Here is a 15,303-nt window from a genome sequence, read left to right as displayed (position 1 = left end):
AGGATCGGGCCCATGAACGACGGAGGGGACGAACCCATGGAGCTGGTCGTGGTCGGCCACGGGCCGACCGGGCACCGGCTCGTCGAGGCGCTGCGCGAGCGCGACACGGCCCGTTCCTGGCGCGTCACGGTGATCGGGGAGGAGACCCGCCCGGCCTACGACCGGGTGGCGCTGACCTCCTACCTGACCGAGGACGCGGATCTGGCCTGCGCGCCGCACGACGCCGGCGTGGAGCTGCTGACCGGCGACCCGGTGGTGGCGATCGACCGCGCGGCCCGCACGGTCCGGACCGCGTCGGGGCGCGAGGCGCCCTACGACGCGCTGGTGCTGGCGACGGGTTCGGCGCCGTTCGTGCCGCCGGTCCCGGGCCACGACCTCCCCGGCGTGTTCGTCTACCGCACCATCGACGACCTGGACGCGCTCCGCGACCACTGCGCGAACCTTACAACGTCAAGCCCCGGGACCGGCGGCGTCGTGGTCGGCGGCGGGCTCCTCGGGCTCGAGGCCGCCAGGGCGATGCAGGGCCTGGGCGTGGACACCCACGTCGTCGAGGTCGCGCCGTGGCTGATGCCGCGCCAGCTCGACGAGGGCGGCGGCGCCATGCTGCGCCGCCACATCGAGGCCCTGGACATGAAGGTGCACGCCGGGACCCCGATGGAGGGCCTGGAGGCCGGCGACGACGGCTCCGTGGCGCGGGTCGCGCTGTCCGGCGGCACCGCGATCGAGGCCGGCGTGGTGGTCTTCTCGGCCGGGATCCGCCCCCGCGACGCGCTGGCCCGCGAGTGCGGCCTGCCGGTGGGCGAGCGGGGCGGCATCGTGGTGGACGGCTCGTGCCGCACCGAGGACCCGGCGATCTACGCGATCGGGGAGTGCGCCCTGGTCGACGGCCAGGTGTACGGCCTGGTCGCGCCCTGCTTCAGCATGGCCGAGGTGGTCGCCGACCGGCTGCTGGCGCTGGCGTCCGGGGGCGAGAGCCCGGCCCGCTTCGACGGCGCCGACCTGTCCACCAAGCTCAAGCTGATGGGCGTCGACGTGGCCAGCTTCGGCGACCCGTTCGCCGGGCCCGACCAGGGCGCCCTGGACGTCACCTACACCGACCCGGTCGCCGGCGTCTACAAGAAGCTGATCGTCAGCGACGACGCGCGGACGCTGCTGGGCGGGGTGCTGGTCGGCGACGCCGAGTCGTACCCGACGCTGCGCGCCTACATCGGCGCCGAGCTGCCGGGCTCGCCCGAGCAGGCGCTGTTCGGCGGCACCGAGGCGGCCGGCGGCGACCTGCCCGGCGCCACCGTGATCTGCAGCTGCAACAACGTCAGCGCCGAGACGATCCGCTGCGCGATCCGCGACGAGGGCCTGACCGACGTCCCCGGCATCAAGGCGTGCACCAGGGCGGGCAGCACCTGCGGCAGCTGCGTGCCGCTGGCCAAGAAGATCCTGGACGCGGAGCTGACCGCCGCCGGGATCGAGGTCAGCCGGGCGCTGTGCGAGCACTTCGAGTACAGCCGCGCCGAGCTGTTCGACATCGTGCGGGTGCGCGGCATCGGCACCTTCACCGACCTGATCGAGCAGCACGGCCGGGGCCGCGGCTGTGACATCTGCAAGCCGGTGGTGGCCTCGATCCTGGCCAGCCTGGGCAACGGGCACATCCTGGAGGGCGAGCAGGCGGCGCTGCAGGACACCAACGACCACTTCCTGGCCAACATGCAGAAGAACGGCACCTACTCGGTGGTGCCGCGGGTGCCGGGCGGCGAGATCACCCCCGAGAAGCTGATCGTGATCGGCGAGGTGGCCAGGGAGTTCGACCTCTACCTCAAGATCACCGGGGCGCAGCGGCTGGACCTGTTCGGCGCCCGCGTCGAGCAGCTCCCGCTGATCTGGAAGCGGCTGGTGGACGCCGGGTTCGAGTCCGGGCACGCCTACGGCAAGGCGCTGCGCACGGTGAAGTCGTGCGTGGGGTCGACCTGGTGCCGCTACGGCGTCCAGGACTCGGTCGGCATGGCCATCAAGCTGGAGCTGCGCTACCGGGGGCTGCGCGCCCCGCACAAGCTGAAGTCGGCGGTGTCGGGGTGCGCCCGCGAGTGCGCCGAGGCGCAGGGCAAGGACTTCGGGATCATCGCGACGGAGAAGGGCTGGAACCTCTACGTCGCCGGGAACGGCGGGATGCGCCCGCGGCACGCCGACCTGTTCGCCACCGACCTGGACGACGAGACCCTGGTCCGCTACATCGACCGGTTCCTGATGTTCTACATCCGCACGGCCGACCGGCTGCAGCGCACCGCCACCTGGCTGGAGGGCCTGGAGGGCGGCCTGGACTACCTCCGCGAGGTCGTCGTCGAGGACCGGCTGGGCATCTGCGCGGAGCTGGACGCCGCGATGGACCGGCACGTGGGCTCCTACTCCGACGAGTGGCGCGACACCCTCAACGACCCCGCGAAGCTCAGCCGCTTCGTCTCCTTCGTCAACGCACCCGACACACCCGATCCGAGCATCGTCTTCGAACCCGAGCGCGACCAGATCAAGCCGGTCCTGGTGACCGGTCCACGGCTGGAGGTGGCCGCACCATGACCACGACGCCCGAACTCGCTCCCGTCCTCGCCCTCGCCGGGCTCCCACCCGCCGAGCGGGCCGGCTGGCACGACATCTGCTCCTACTCCGACCTGACCGCCGAACGCGGCGCCTGCGCGATGGTCGAGGGCGTCCAGGTGGCGGTGTTCCGGACCTTCGACGGCGACCTGTACGCCCTGTCCAACCTCGATCCGTTCAGCGGCGCCTACGTGATCTCGCGCGGGATCCTGGGCACCCGCGGCGGCGCTCCCACCGTCGCCTCGCCCATGTTCAAGCAGGTCTTCGACCTGCGCACCGGATCCTGCCTGGACGATCCGCAGGTGGCGCTCCCCACCTTCGCGATCCGCCGCGTGCCCGCCGGGGACCGCGTGGAGGTGGCGCTGCAGGCGCCGCGGCAGGCGGTTTCGGAGGTGCCCGTGGAGGTGACCGGCCCCGATGAACACCGAGAGTGAGCCCCTCGCCGGATTCGCCGTCGGGGTGACCGCAGCCCGGCGGCACGAGGAACTGGCCACGCTGCTGGAGCGGCGCGGCGCCCGGGTCGTCCACGCTCCCGCGATCCGTCTCATCCCGCTGTCCGACGACGCCGAGCTGCTGCACGCCACGCACGAGTGCATCGAACGTCCCCTGGACCACGTGGTGGTCACCACCGGCATCGGCTTCCGGGCCTGGCTGGAGACCGCCGACGGGTGGGGCCTGCGCGACGGCCTGATCGAGCGGCTGGGGCAGGTGGACATCCTGGCGCGCGGCCCCAAGGCGCGCGGCGCGATCCGGCAGGCCGGGCTTCAGGAGCGCTGGTCGCCGGACTCGGAGAGCTGCGCGGAGGTGCTCAACCACCTGCTGGAGAAGGATGTCAGGGGCGCCCGGATCGCGGTGCAGCTGTACGGCGAGCAGCTCCCGGAGTTCACCGACGCGCTGCGCGAGGCGGGCGCCGAGGTGATCGAGATCCCGGTGTACCGGTGGTCGCGGACCGACGACTCGACGCCGCTGCGCCGGCTGGTCGGGCAGGCGGTGGCGGGGACGGTCGACGCGATCGCGTTCACCTCCTCGCCGGCGGTGGCCGCGACGCTGGCGGTGGCGGCGGAGGACGGGCTGGAGGAGCCGCTGCTGGAGGCGCTGCGCACCCACGTGGTGGCCGCGTGCGTGGGCCCGGTGACCGCGCAGCCGCTGGCCGAGCGGGGCGTGCCGACCGTGCAGCCGGAACGGGCGCGGATCGGGGCGCTGGTGCGGGCGCTGGTGTCGGACCTGCCGCGCCGCCGGTCGCGGCTGCTGCAGGTGCGCGGGGTGTCGCTGGAGCTGCGCGGGCACGCGGTCGTCCTGGACGGCCAGCTGCGGCCGATCGCGCCGGCGCCGATGGCGATCTTGCGGGCGCTGGCGCGGCGTCCCGGGCACGTGGTGTCGCGCGCCGAGCTGTGCGGGGTGCTGCCGAGCCGGCTGATCGTGGGCGGGACGCCCTGGTCGCGGGAGGGCCGTCCGCAGGCCGACGAGCACGCGGTGGAGATGGCCGTGGCGCGGCTGCGCCGCGGGCTGGGGCGGTCGGGGATCGTGGAGACCGTGGTCAAGCGCGGCTACCGGCTGGCGTGCGACCCGAGGCTGGTGGAGCCGATCAGAGCGGAGACCAGTGGCTGAGCGTTCGAGGTGGGGGGCGGGGGAGGGCGTTCCGACGCTGCTGGCGGTGGCGCACGGCACCCGTGATCCGGGCGGGCCCGCGGTGGTGCGGGCGCTGCTGGAGCGGGTGCGGGCGGCGCGGCCGTGGCTGCCGGTCGCCGAGGCGTACGCCGAGCTGGCCGAGCCGTCGCTGGAGGCGGCGGCGCGGCGGATCGAGGGGCCGGTGGTGGCGGTCCCGCTGATGCTGGCGCGCGGCTACCACGCGCTGATCGACATTCCGGGGCGGGTGGAGCGGCTGTGCCCCGAGGTGGTGATGGCCGGTCCGCTGGGGCCGCACCCGCTCCTGGCGGCCGCGACGGCCGACCGGCTGCTGCGGGGCGTGCGCCCGCGCCCGTCGGACGCGGTGGTGCTGGGCGCGGCGGGGTCGTCGGACCCGGGGGGCGTCGAGGACGTGCGCGCGGCGGCGCGGCTGCTGTCGCGGCGGCTGCGGCGGCCGGTGCCCTACGGGTTCGTGGCCGCCGGCGGCCCGGCGCTGGCCGACGTCGTCGCCGAGCAGCGGGCGCGCGGAGCCGACCGGGTGCTGGTGGCCGCGCATCTGCTGGCGCCGGGGTTCTTCCACGGCCGGATGGCGGCGGCCGGCGCCGACCACCTCAGCGCCCCGATGGGCGCCCACGACGCGCTGGCCCGGCTGGTGCTGCGCCGCTTCGACGAGGCCCGCCTCCACGCGGCGGCGGCCGTCCCGGTGGCCTGAGCGCCGCCGCGCCGTCCTTGGGGCTGCGCTGCCTGGCCGCGGCCGGAGTCTTTACCGGGGCCGCCCTAGGCTGCAAATGAGCCGCCGCGGGCGGGGGAGCCGAGGTGAGGACGGAGTCGGCCCATGCCGGACAGAACCTCCTACGAGCCGGGGACGCCCTGCTGGGTGGACCTGGGCACGCCCGGCATCGAGTCCTCCAAGGCGTTCTACGGCGGGCTGTTCGGCTGGCACGCCCGGCCGTCCGACGACCCGGCGGCCGGCGGCTACACGATCATGACGCTGGGCGGGGAGGACCCGCGCCCGGTGGCCGCGCTGATGCCGCAGACGGTCGAGGGCCAGCCGGTCGCGTGGTGCACCTACGTGAGCGTCACCGACCTGGACGCGACCGTGGACGCGGTGCGCGGGGCGGGCGGCCAGGTGCTGATGGAGCCGATGGACGTCCTGGACCAGGGCCGGATGGCGATCTTCGCCGACGCCGTGGGCGCCGTGGTGGGCGCCTGGCAGCCGCTGGAGTTCCAGGGCGCGGGCGTGGTGAACGAGCCGGGCGCCTACTGCTGGAGCGAGCTGGCGTGCCGCGACACCGAGACGGCCGAGGAGTTCTACCGGGCGGTGTTCGGCTGGGAGGCCGAGACCAGCCCGTTCGGCACCACGATCTACACCGAGTGGAGCAACCCCGGCGGCGCGGAGACCGCCGGGATGCTCCTCATGGACGACCAGTGGCCGCGGGAGATCCCGCCGCACTGGATGGTGTACTTCGCCGTCGCCGACTGCGACGCGGCGGCGGCGCTGGCCGGCGAGCTGGGCGGGGCGGTCCCGGTGCCGCCCGCCGACCTGCCGATCGGCCGGTTCGCGGTGCTCAGCGACCCGCAGGGCGGCCACTTCTCGGTCATCCGCCTCAACGCCTGACGGCGATTCCGCGCGGGGCTCGGGCGCCGGGCTACGTTGGTGGTAGGTGGTTCAGCGAGGGAGGCCCATGCCCAGCGGGGAACCGGCCGTGGCCGTCGAGGGGTTGGTGAAGAGCTTCGGGGACGTCGAGGCGGTCCGGGGCATCGAGTTCGAGGTCGAGCCCGGGGAGGTGTTCGGGTTCCTCGGCCCCAACGGCGCGGGCAAGTCCACCACGATCAACATGCTCTGCACGCTGCTGCGGCCCACCGCCGGGGCGGCCCGGGTCGCCGGGCACGACGTGGTGGCCGAGCGCGACGACGTGCGCCGCAACATCGGCCTGGTCTTCCAGGACCCCACCCTGGACGGCTACCTCAGCGGCGAGCAGAACCTGCGCTTCCACGCCGAGCTGTACGGCGTGCCGCGGTCGCTGACCGGGCCGCGCATCCGCCAGGTGCTGGAGATGGTGGGGCTGTGGGAGCGGCGCCGCGACCTGGTGCGGCTCTACTCCGGCGGCATGAAGCGGCGGCTGGAGATCGCCCGGGGGCTGCTGCACTCGCCGCGGGTGCTGTTCCTGGACGAGCCCACCGTCGGCCTGGACCCGCAGACCCGCACCTCGATCTGGGAGTACATCCGGGAGCTGCGCCGCGCCGAGCAGATCACGATCTTCCTCACCACCCACTACATGGACGAGGCGGAGAACTGCGACCGCATCGCGATCATGGATCGCGGGCAGATCGTGGCGCTGGACACGCCCGAGGCGCTCAAGGCGGGGGTGGGCAAGGACCGCGTGCAGATCCGCACGGCCGACGACTCCGCCGCGATCGCCGCGCTGGCCGGGCGGTTCGGGCTGGAGGCGCGGCTCGCCGAGGGCCTGGTGACCTTCGCGGTCGCCTCGGGCGAGGCGTTCGTGCCCCGGCTGTTCGCGGAGCTGGGGGTGCCGATCCGCTCGGTGAACGTGTCCCGGCCGTCGCTGGACGATGTGTTCATGTCGTTCACCGGCACCACGATCCGGGACGCCGAGGGATCGTCCAAGGACTGGATGCGCCTGGCGATGCGCCAGCGCGGATGACGGGGGCGGCGATGGCCGAGATGGACACGCGGGAGCCCGCCCGCTCCGGCGGAGACCTGACCGCGGACGGCGCCGTGGCGCGGGTGGCCGTTCCGCCGCGCAGCGTCCGGCACGACCTGCGCGCGGTGAAGGTGGTCCTGCACCGGGAGCTGATCCGGTTCTGGCGGGACCGGATGCGGATGATCTCCAACCTGGTCCAGCCGGTGCTGTGGCTGCTGGTCATGGGCACCGGCCTGAGCACCCTGATGGCCCGCGGCTCCGGCCCGGCCGGTCACGTCGACCTGAAGACCTTCATCTTTCCGGGCGTGTGCGCGATGTCGGTGATGTTCACCGCGATGTTCTCGGCCGGGTCGATCGTGTGGGACCGGGAGTTCGGCTTCCTGCGCGAGATGCTGGTCGCGCCGGTCAGCCGTTCCGCGCTGGTGGTCGGCAAGTGCTTCGGCGGGGCCCTGGTGGCGACGCTGCAGGGCACGGTGATCCTGGCGCTGGCCGGCCTCGCGGGCATCCCCTACGACCCGCTGCTGCTCGCCCAGCTGCTGGGAATGATGTTCCTGAGCGCCTTCGCGCTCACCGGGTTCGGGGTGATGCTGGCGGCGCGGATCCAGAGCATGCAGGCGTTCTTCGGCGTCATGCAGATGGCCATGATGCCGATGATGTTCCTGTCGGGCGCCCTGTATCCGCTGAGCGGCCTGCCGGTGTGGCTGAGCGTCCTGACCCGCCTCAACCCGCTGACCTACGCCGTCGACCCCCTCCGCCAGGCCGTCTTCGCCCACCTGCAGGTCTCCCCGGCCCTGGAACGCACCTTCAATCCCGGCGTCACCTGGAACGGCTGGCAGGTCCCGGTGGCCCTGGAACTCCTCCTGGTCCTCACCATGGGCCTGGCCCTCATGGCCGTGGCCGTATGGGAGTTCCGCCGAACCGAATGACCCGGAGGGACGGGCAGGGGGTGTGGGGGGTCGCCCCCCCACAGGTCACACCGCGAAGTCCAGGAGGGGGCGGGCGTTGCTGGGGTGGCGGAGCTTGGAGAGGGACTCCTTCTCCAGCTGGCGGATGCGTTCGCGGGTCAGGCCCAGCGCCTTGCCGATCTCGTCGAGGGTGCGGGGCGTGCCGTCGTACAGGCCGAACCGCATCGCCATGATCTTGGCCTCGCGCGGGGACAGGATGTCGAGGGTGCGGCGCAGCTGGTCGGCCATCAGCTGGCGGTCGACCAGCTCGGAGGCCTCGGGGCTGTCGGTGTCCTCGATCAGGTCGCCGATCCGGGTCTCGCCGTCCTCGCCGATGGTGGAGTCGAGGCTGATCGGCTGCCGGCTGGTGCGCAGCAGCTCGCGGACCTGCTCAGGGCTCTTGTCCAGCTCGGTGGCCAGCTCCTCGGGGGTGGGCTCGCGGCCCAGCCGCTGGTGCATGTCCCGTTCCACGCGGCTGAGCTTGCTCAGCATCTCCAGCACGTGGACGGGGAGCCGGATGGTGCGGGCCGAGTCGGCGAAGCCGCGCTGGATGGCCTGGCGGATCCACCACATGGCGTAGGTGGAGAACTTGTAGCCCTTGGAGTAGTCGAACTTCTCGACCGCGCGGATCAGGCCGAGGTTGCCCTCCTGGACGACGTCCAGCAGCGACAGGCCGCGGTCGGAGTACTTCTTGGCGACCGAGACCACCAGGCGGAGGTTGGCCTCCAGCATGTGGGCCTTGGCGCGGCGGCCGTCGGCGGCGACCCACTCCAGGTCGGCGCGCAGCTCGGGGGCCGGCTGCTCGTTCTCCAGCTTGTACTCGGCGTAGAGCCCGACCTCGATGCGCTTGGCCAGGTCGACCTCCTGCTCGGCGGTGAGCAGCTGGCGGCGGCCGATGGCCTTGAGGTAGGTGTGGACGGAGTCGCCCATGGTGGTGGACTGGTCGTCCAGGTCGGCGGCGGGCTCTTCGGCCTCGACCTCGGTGACCTCGAACGAGCCGTCCTCGGCGGTGGTCCCGGCCGTGGCCGCGTCACCGGACGTGGGCGCGGCGGGCTTGGCGGCTACCTTCGCGGCGGCCTTGGCGGCGCGCCGGGGCCTGCGGGCCGGTGCTGGGGCGTCCTTGCCCTGGTCCGCCGTCGCCGCGGGCTGGGCGGCCGCCTTGCGGGCCGGCTCGTCCTCGCTGGCCAGCCGGATGCCCGCCTCGGAGAGCTCGCGCAGGATGGAACGGCCCTGCGACGGGCTGATCCCGGCGGCCTCGAAGGCCAGGCGCACCTCGGCGAGCGAGAGGCGCCCTTGGGCGCGGCCACGGTCGAGGAGGGCGTCGAGCGCGGGGCTCGTACCCTCGGTCGGCGGGGTCTCGGCGCTGGTCGGCATGGCGGTTCGCGGCATGGGGACACCCCCTCCCTTCGGTGGTGTGGTGCGGCGCGGAGATTGTGTGCGGTGGTTTCGCGCGCATTATTCGGAACGCCGGGCGGCGGGGTCCTTGTTCCCAACGGGCGGTATCAAGCGTCCCACAGCTCTCCTTCAAGTCGGTCATAGGCCCTCAGGGCACGGTATTTCCGGATAGTTCACGAAGATTCCGTCGGAGGCGGGGCGATTCGGCCGTACCGCTCGATCACCCGGGCGCGCAGCTCGGGATCGTCGCGGGGGACCGGTTCCAGGAAGACCTCGTCGATCTCCGCGTGCGCCGCCCGCAGCTCCCGCGCCATCCGCACGCACGCGCGCTCGACCTCCCCGGCGGTCAGCGTGTCGCGGAAGTCCAGCCGGGCGCACACCAGCACCGTGTCGGCGCCGAAGGTCACCGTCACGATGTCGGCCACCCACTCGATCTCCTCCGCCTCGCCCAGCCGCCGCCGGATGTCGCGGACCATCCGCGGATCGGCCTGCCGGCCCACCAGCAGGTTGAGGTTGATCCGCCCCAGCACCAGGGCCACCGCCGTCAGCAGCACGCCGATCAGGATGGAGCCGACCCCGTCCCACACCGCCGCCCCGGTCAGCTGGTGCAGCCCCAGCCCGGCGAAGGCCAGCAGCAGCCCGACGAGGGCGGCCGAGTCCTCCAGGAGCACGCTGATCGAGGTGGGCTCGTCGGTGCGGCGGATGAAGTCGGGCACGGACAGGTCCTCCGCCCGGGCGTCGGCCCGGACCTGCCGCAGCGCCCGCCGCCAGGAGATCCCCTCCAGCACGAAGGAGACCGCCAGCACGAGGTAGCCGGCCAGCGGGTCGGCCTCGCCGGCGTGGTGGCCCAGCAGCGTCTCCACGCCCTGGTAGAACGCGAACAGCGCGCCCATGCCGAAGATCGCGACGGCGACCAGGAGCGTCCAGATGTAGCGCTCCTTGCCGTGCCCCAGCGGGTGCCGCCGGTCGGCCGGGCGGCCGCTGCGGCGCAGCCCCACCCACAGCAGCACCTCGTTGAAGGTGTCGGCGACCGAGTGCGCGGCCTCGGCGGCCAGCGACGCCGAGCCGGTCAGCACGGCCGCGATGATCTTGGCGATGGCGATCCCGAAATTGGCGGCCAGCGCCACCAGGACCGTCAGCGCGCTCTCCTGCTCCTGCTGCCGTCGAGCCATGGATGCCCCCGGAGAACCAGACTGCCACGTGCGGGAGGTCCGCCGGTGCGGGCCCCGCCGTGACCGGGCACGAAGATCAGCCGCGGGCGCGGCGCAGGCGTTCCCGGTCCGGCTTGCCGGAGGGCAGCAGCGGGATCGCCGCCACCACCTCCAACTCGTGCGGCGCCGCGTGGGCGGGCAGCGTCTCGCGGACCCAGGCGCGCAGCTCGGCCAGGCCGGGCGCGGCCGGGGAGCCGGGCACCAGGACGGCGGTGACCCGCTCGCCCCACTCGGCGTCGGGCCGGCCGACCACCACCACGTCCCGCACGCCCGGATGGCGCGAGATCACGGCCGCGACCTCGCCCGCCACGACCTTCTCGCCACCGGTGTTGATCACATCGTCGACCCGCCCGCGGACCCGCAGCCGCCCCTCGCCGTCGAAGGCGCCCAGGTCCTGTGTGACGAACCACTCGTCCTCGCGCGCCGCCGCGGTCAGGTCGGGGCGCAGCCGGTAGCCGGAGAACAGCACCGGCCCGGCCAGGCGGATCCGGCCGTCCTCGCCGACGGCCGCGCGCACGCCGTCCAGCGGCACGCCGTCGTAGGCGCACCCCCCGCAGGTCTCGCTCATGCCGTAGGTGGTGAACACCCGGGCGCCGCGCCGCCGCGCCTCCTCCAGCAGATCCGGCGGGGCGGCCGCGCCGCCCAGCAGGATCGAGCGGAACTTGCCCAGATCCGCCCCCGCGTCCAGGAGCCGCCGCAGCTGGGTCGGGACGCACGACAGGTGCGCGGCGTCGGCGGTGGCCACCGCCGTGGGGTCGAAGCGGGGCTGGATCACCGGCTCGGTGCCGCCCACCAGCGCCCGCACCAGCACCTGGATCCCGGAGATGTGGCTGGTGGGCAGGCAGCACAGCCACCGCTCGCCGGGCTCGGCGCCCACCCGGGCCAGCGTCGCGGCGGCGGAGTGGCGCAGCGCCGCCGCCGGCAGCTCTACGATCTTGGGTGTGCCGGTCGAGCCGGAGGTGGCGACCAGCACGGCCGTGCCCTCGGTCACCGGGACGCCCCCGGCACGGGGGCGCACACCCCCGGTGGTCTCCACGGCCCCGGGCGCCAGCGCCTCCAGCAGGCGCTCCAGCGCGGGGCCCGGCAGGCCGGGCGCGATCGGGCACAGGGCGGGGCCGGTTCCCTCCAGGGCCGCGGCCAGCGCCTCGAACTGGCGCGGGCCCGGTGGCAGAACGCTCGCATGCGGGGACTGTGACATGACAGGGGCCAGCGTAGACGACCCCACTGAACGCGTTCGAAACCGGGAGGCGGTTGAATGTCCCCGGCGGCCCCAACGGATCCCCGACGGAGAGGAACCCCCACGACATGGTCTCGGAGCTGTTCGACCCCGGAGCCTGGAAGGAAGTCGAGGGCTTCGACTTCACCGACGTCACCTACCACAGGGCCGTCGACCAGGGCACGGTGCGCATCGCCTTCGACCGTCCCGAAATCCGCAACGCCTTCCGCCCCCACACCGTCGACGAGCTCTACCGCGCCCTGGACCACGCGCGGATGTCGAGCGACATCGGCTGCGTCCTGCTGACCGGCAACGGGCCCTCGCCCAGGGACGGCGGCTGGGCCTTCTGCTCGGGCGGCGACCAGCGGATCCGCGGCAAGGACGGCTACAAGTACGCCGAGGGGGAGACCTCCGAGACCATCGACCCGGCCAGGGCGGGGCGGCTGCACATCCTGGAGGTGCAGCGCCTCATCCGGTTCATGGGCAAGGTCGTGATCTGCGTGGTGCCCGGCTGGGCCGCCGGCGGCGGGCACAGCCTGCACGTCACCTGCGACCTGACGCTGGCCAGCCGCGAGCACGCCCGGTTCAAGCAGACCGACGCCGACGTGGCCAGCTTCGACGGCGGGTTCGGCTCGGCCTACCTGGCCCGCCAGGTCGGCCAGAAGTTCGCCCGCGAGATCTTCTTCCTCGGCGACACCTACGACGCCGAGGCCGCGCACCGCATGGGGATGGTCAACGCCGTCGTCCCGCACGCCGAGCTGGAGCGCACCGCGCTGGAGTGGGCCCGCAAGGTCAACGGCAAGAGCCCCACCGCGCAGCGGATGCTCAAGTACGCCTTCAACGCGATCGACGACGGCCTGGTCGGGCAGCAGATCTTCGCGGGGGAGACGACCCGTCTGGCCTACGGCACCGACGAGGCCGCCGAGGGGCGGGATTCGTTCCTTGAGAAGCGTGACCCTGATTGGTCGCGTTTCCCCTGGTATTACTAACCGGGTACCACTCATCGTTCAGGTGCGACGGCAGGGGGTTCAGCGGGTGCGGGTCTACTCCATCCCGATGCGGACGCGGTTCCGGGGCATCACGCAGCGGGAGGGGGTGCTCATCCAGGGCCCGGCGGGCTGGGGGGAGTTCTCCCCGTTCGCCGAGTACGGCCCGGCGGAGTGCGCCCGCTGGCTCGCCGCCGCGCGGGAGGCCGCCTTCGACGGCTGGCCGGAGCCGCGGCGCGACCGGATCCCGGTGAACGTGACGATCCCGGCGGTCGGCCCGGAGAAGGCGCACGCCATGACGGCCGCGTCCGGGTGCCGCACGGCCAAGGTCAAGGTCGCCGAGCGCGGCCAGGACGAGGCCGACGACCTGGCCCGCGTGGAGGCCGTCCGCGACGCGCTGGGGCCCGCGGGCCGCGTCCGGATCGACGTCAACGGCGGCTGGGACGTCGACACCGCCGCCCGGATGATCCGCTCCCTGGACCGCTTCGACCTCGAGTACGCCGAGCAGCCGTGCGCGACGCTGGAGGAGCTGGCCCGGGTCCGGCTGCGGGTGGACGTCCCGGTGGCCGCCGACGAGTCGATCCGCCGCGCCGAGGACCCGCTGAAGGTCCGCGCCGCCGAGGCCGCCGACATCGCGGTGGTCAAGGTGCAGCCGCTGGGCGGGGTGCGGGCGGCGCTGGAGGTGGCCGAGGCGTGCGGCCTGCCGGTCGTGGTCTCCAGCGCCGTGGAGACCTCGGTGGGCCTGGCCGCCGGGCTGGCGCTGGCCGCCGCGCTGCCCGAGCTGCCCTTCGCGTGCGGGCTGGCCACCCTCTCGCTGCTGGAGGACGACGTCGCCGCCGATCCGCTGCGGCCCGTGGACGGCGCGATCCCGGTGCGCCGTCCCGACGTGGACGAGGACGCGCTGCTCCGCGTGGAGGCCGGTGAGGAGACCGCCGGGCGGTGGCGGCGGGGCCTCGCCCGCGCCGCCGAGGTCCTCGAGGCCGCGGCGATCGGCGCGGTGGGCCGATGAACCCCGCCACCGCGCTGGCCACCGTGCTGGTCGACGAGCTGCTGCGCTGCGGCATGACCGAGGTCGTGCTGGCCCCCGGCTCCCGCTCGGCGCCCCTCGCGCTGGCCCTGCACGCCGCCGAGACCGCCGGGCGGGTCCGCATGCACGTGCGGATCGACGAGCGGTCGGCCTCGTTCCTGGCGCTGGGCATGGCCAAGCGCTCGGGCCGCCCGGTCGCGCTGGTGTGCACCTCCGGCACCGCCGCCGCCAACTTCCACCCGGCCGTGATCGAGGCGCACGAGTCGGGCGTCCCGCTGATCCTGCTCACCGCCGACCGGCCGCCCGAACTGCGCGACACCGGCGCCAACCAGACCATCGACCAGGTTAAGCTGTACGGGACGGCGGTCCGCTGGAGCTGCGAGATCGGCGTCCCGGAGAACCGCCCCGGCATGGTCGCCTACTGGCGGTCGCTGACCAGCCGGGCGTGGGGGCTGGCGCAGGCGCCCGAGCCGGGCCCGGTGCACCTGAACGCCGCGTTCCGCGAGCCCCTGGTCCCCGACGGCGACGAGAGCTGGTGCGAGCCGCTGGACGGCGACGCCACCGGCGCCTGGACCAAGATCCGCGCCGCCACGCCCGGCTCGGTGCTGCACGTCCCGCCGACCCGCCGCGGGGTCCTGGTGGTGGGCGACGGGGCCAGCAACGTCAAGCGGTACGTGGCGGCGGCGTCGATGGCGGGCTGGCCCGTGCTGGCCGAGCCCAACGGCAACGCCCGCTACGGCGACCACGCCCTGTCCTCCCACCACTTCCTGCTGGGCGTCCCTGAGTTCGTCGAACACCACCGTCCCGAGGTGGTGGTGACCCTCGGCAAGCCCGGCCTGTCCCGGCCGCTGCTGTCGCTGCTCAGGCGCGCCGAGGAGCACATCGTGCTGTCGCCGGCCCTGGCCCGCTGGCCCGACCCCGTCCGCTCGGCGACCCAGGTCGCCCAGGACGTGGAGATCCCGGTGGTGTCGGGCGACGACGGCTGGCTGAAGTCGTGGCGGGCCGCCGACCGGGCCGCCGCCGCGGCCGTCGACGCGGTGCTGGACGCCGTCCCCGAGGTGACCGAGCCGCGCCTGGCCCGCGACCTGGTCGCCGGGCTGCCCGGCGGATCGCTGCTGTTCAGCGCCGCCAGCATGCCGATCCGCGACCTGGACCAGGTGATGCGGCCGCGCCGCGGCATCCGGATCATGGCCAACCGCGGCGCCAGCGGCATCGACGGCCTGGTCTCCACCGCGATCGGCGCCGCCCTGGCCCACAGCGGCCGCTCCTACGCGCTGCTGGGCGACCTGGCGTTCCTGCACGACCAGAACGGCCTGGTCATCGGCCCCGGCGACCACCGTCCCGACCTGGCCCTGGTCGTGGTCAACAACCAGGGCGGCGGGATCTTCTCGCTGCTGCCGCAGGCGGCGCTGCGCGACCCGTTCGAGCGCGTCTTCGGCACCCCGCACCAGGTCGACCTGGCCGCGGTGGCGGCGGCGCACGGCGTCCCGTACCGGTCCCTGGAGGCGGCCGCCGACCTGCCCAAGGCGATCGCGGGGGAGGGGCTGCGGATCATCGAGGCCCGCACCGACCGCGACGCCAACGCCGTCCTGCACGCCGACCTGCGCAACGCCGCCCACCAGGCCGTCCGCGAGTTCCTCTCCGCCTGA

General features: G+C 74.0%; 13 protein-coding genes. 10 read left to right on the top strand and 3 right to left on the bottom strand.

Annotated elements, in window-relative coordinates; all coding sequences use genetic code 11:
- Positions 1 to 12 precede the first annotated feature (12 nt).
- From nirB to ACFPZN_RS07630, 7 genes are all read left to right on the top strand, one after another.
- Positions 13 to 2,565: a nitrite reductase large subunit NirB gene (gene nirB / locus ACFPZN_RS07660; protein WP_378281099.1), complete on the top strand. Its 2,553-nt coding sequence runs from the start codon at positions 13 to 15 to the stop codon at positions 2,563 to 2,565.
- Positions 2,562 to 3,017 (top strand): nitrite reductase small subunit NirD, encoded by a 456-nt coding sequence (gene nirD, locus ACFPZN_RS07655; RefSeq protein WP_378281098.1) that lies wholly within the window; start codon positions 2,562 to 2,564, stop codon positions 3,015 to 3,017. The genes nirB and nirD overlap by 4 nt, the downstream gene beginning before the upstream one ends.
- Positions 3,001 to 4,191: a uroporphyrinogen-III synthase gene (locus ACFPZN_RS07650; RefSeq protein ID WP_378281097.1), complete on the top strand. Its 1,191-nt coding sequence runs from the start codon at positions 3,001 to 3,003 to the stop codon at positions 4,189 to 4,191. Before nirD ends, ACFPZN_RS07650 begins: the two co-directional genes overlap by 17 nt.
- Positions 4,184 to 4,921, top strand: coding sequence for a sirohydrochlorin chelatase (locus ACFPZN_RS07645; protein ID WP_378281096.1), 738 nt, complete (start codon positions 4,184 to 4,186; stop codon positions 4,919 to 4,921). The genes ACFPZN_RS07650 and ACFPZN_RS07645 overlap by 8 nt, the downstream gene beginning before the upstream one ends.
- A gap of 123 nt (positions 4,922 to 5,044) precedes the next feature.
- On the top strand, positions 5,045 to 5,827 hold the full coding sequence (locus ACFPZN_RS07640; RefSeq protein WP_378281095.1) for a VOC family protein: 783 nt from the start codon (positions 5,045 to 5,047) through the stop codon (positions 5,825 to 5,827).
- Positions 5,828 to 5,894: 67 nt separating this feature from the next.
- The gene (locus ACFPZN_RS07635; RefSeq protein ID WP_378281094.1) at positions 5,895 to 6,875 is read left to right on the top strand and encodes an ATP-binding cassette domain-containing protein; all 981 of its coding nucleotides are present in this window, start codon (positions 5,895 to 5,897) and stop codon (positions 6,873 to 6,875) included.
- An 11-nt stretch (positions 6,876 to 6,886) separates the two neighbouring features.
- The gene (locus ACFPZN_RS07630) at positions 6,887 to 7,801 is read left to right on the top strand and encodes an ABC transporter permease (RefSeq protein ID WP_378281093.1); all 915 of its coding nucleotides are present in this window, start codon (positions 6,887 to 6,889) and stop codon (positions 7,799 to 7,801) included.
- 45 nt (positions 7,802 to 7,846) lie between these two features.
- Here ACFPZN_RS07630 and ACFPZN_RS07625 read toward each other — a convergent pair whose 3' ends face one another.
- From ACFPZN_RS07625 to ACFPZN_RS07615, 3 genes are all read right to left on the bottom strand, one after another.
- Positions 7,847 to 9,208, bottom strand: a complete 1,362-nt coding sequence (locus ACFPZN_RS07625) for an RNA polymerase sigma factor (RefSeq protein WP_378281092.1) — start codon at positions 9,206 to 9,208, stop codon at positions 7,847 to 7,849.
- 179 nt (positions 9,209 to 9,387) lie between these two features.
- Complete coding sequence (locus ACFPZN_RS07620; RefSeq protein WP_378281091.1) at positions 9,388 to 10,386, bottom strand: cation diffusion facilitator family transporter; 999 nt, start codon at positions 10,384 to 10,386, stop codon at positions 9,388 to 9,390.
- A 76-nt stretch (positions 10,387 to 10,462) separates the two neighbouring features.
- Positions 10,463 to 11,623 (bottom strand): AMP-binding protein, encoded by a 1,161-nt coding sequence (locus ACFPZN_RS07615; RefSeq protein WP_378281090.1) that lies wholly within the window; start codon positions 11,621 to 11,623, stop codon positions 10,463 to 10,465.
- A gap of 107 nt (positions 11,624 to 11,730) precedes the next feature.
- Between ACFPZN_RS07615 and ACFPZN_RS07610 the strand changes: the two genes are divergently transcribed.
- From ACFPZN_RS07610 to menD, 3 genes are all read left to right on the top strand, one after another.
- Positions 11,731 to 12,630, top strand: a complete 900-nt coding sequence (locus tag ACFPZN_RS07610; RefSeq protein WP_378281089.1) for a 1,4-dihydroxy-2-naphthoyl-CoA synthase — start codon at positions 11,731 to 11,733, stop codon at positions 12,628 to 12,630.
- A gap of 67 nt (positions 12,631 to 12,697) precedes the next feature.
- A complete protein-coding gene (locus tag ACFPZN_RS07605) occupies positions 12,698 to 13,636 on the top strand; it encodes an o-succinylbenzoate synthase (protein WP_378281197.1) in 939 nt (312 codons plus the stop codon).
- The gene (gene menD / locus ACFPZN_RS07600) at positions 13,633 to 15,303 is read left to right on the top strand and encodes a 2-succinyl-5-enolpyruvyl-6-hydroxy-3-cyclohexene-1-carboxylic-acid synthase (protein ID WP_378281088.1); all 1,671 of its coding nucleotides are present in this window, start codon (positions 13,633 to 13,635) and stop codon (positions 15,301 to 15,303) included. The genes ACFPZN_RS07605 and menD overlap by 4 nt, the downstream gene beginning before the upstream one ends.

The organism is Actinomadura rugatobispora, assembly GCF_042656285.1.
Taxonomy (GTDB): Bacteria; Actinomycetota; Actinomycetes; order Streptosporangiales; family Streptosporangiaceae; genus Spirillospora; species Spirillospora rugatobispora.
Note: the sequence above shows the minus strand (reverse complement) of the source record. Positions and strands in the feature narration are given on the sequence as shown.

What these genes read in the sequence shown, in the direction of transcription:
- nirB (WP_378281099.1), top strand. Translation starts at nt 13, where the DNA reads ATGAACGACGGAGGGGACGAACCCATGGAGCTGGTCGTGGTCGGCCAC.
- nirD (WP_378281098.1), top strand. Translation starts at nt 2,562, where the DNA reads ATGACCACGACGCCCGAACTCGCTCCCGTCCTCGCCCTCGCCGGGCTC.
- ACFPZN_RS07650 (WP_378281097.1), top strand. Translation starts at nt 3,001, where the DNA reads ATGAACACCGAGAGTGAGCCCCTCGCCGGATTCGCCGTCGGGGTGACC.
- ACFPZN_RS07640 (WP_378281095.1), top strand. Translation starts at nt 5,045, where the DNA reads ATGCCGGACAGAACCTCCTACGAGCCGGGGACGCCCTGCTGGGTGGAC.
- ACFPZN_RS07635 (WP_378281094.1), top strand. Translation starts at nt 5,895, where the DNA reads ATGCCCAGCGGGGAACCGGCCGTGGCCGTCGAGGGGTTGGTGAAGAGC.
- ACFPZN_RS07630 (WP_378281093.1), top strand. Translation starts at nt 6,887, where the DNA reads ATGGCCGAGATGGACACGCGGGAGCCCGCCCGCTCCGGCGGAGACCTG.
- ACFPZN_RS07625 (WP_378281092.1), bottom strand. Translation starts at nt 9,208, where the DNA reads ATGCCGCGAACCGCCATGCCGACCAGCGCCGAGACCCCGCCGACCGAG.
- ACFPZN_RS07620 (WP_378281091.1), bottom strand. Translation starts at nt 10,386, where the DNA reads ATGGCTCGACGGCAGCAGGAGCAGGAGAGCGCGCTGACGGTCCTGGTG.
- ACFPZN_RS07615 (WP_378281090.1), bottom strand. Translation starts at nt 11,623, where the DNA reads ATGTCACAGTCCCCGCATGCGAGCGTTCTGCCACCGGGCCCGCGCCAG.
- ACFPZN_RS07610 (WP_378281089.1), top strand. Translation starts at nt 11,731, where the DNA reads ATGGTCTCGGAGCTGTTCGACCCCGGAGCCTGGAAGGAAGTCGAGGGC.
- ACFPZN_RS07605 (WP_378281197.1), top strand. Translation starts at nt 12,698, where the DNA reads ATGCGGACGCGGTTCCGGGGCATCACGCAGCGGGAGGGGGTGCTCATC.
- menD (WP_378281088.1), top strand. Translation starts at nt 13,633, where the DNA reads ATGAACCCCGCCACCGCGCTGGCCACCGTGCTGGTCGACGAGCTGCTG.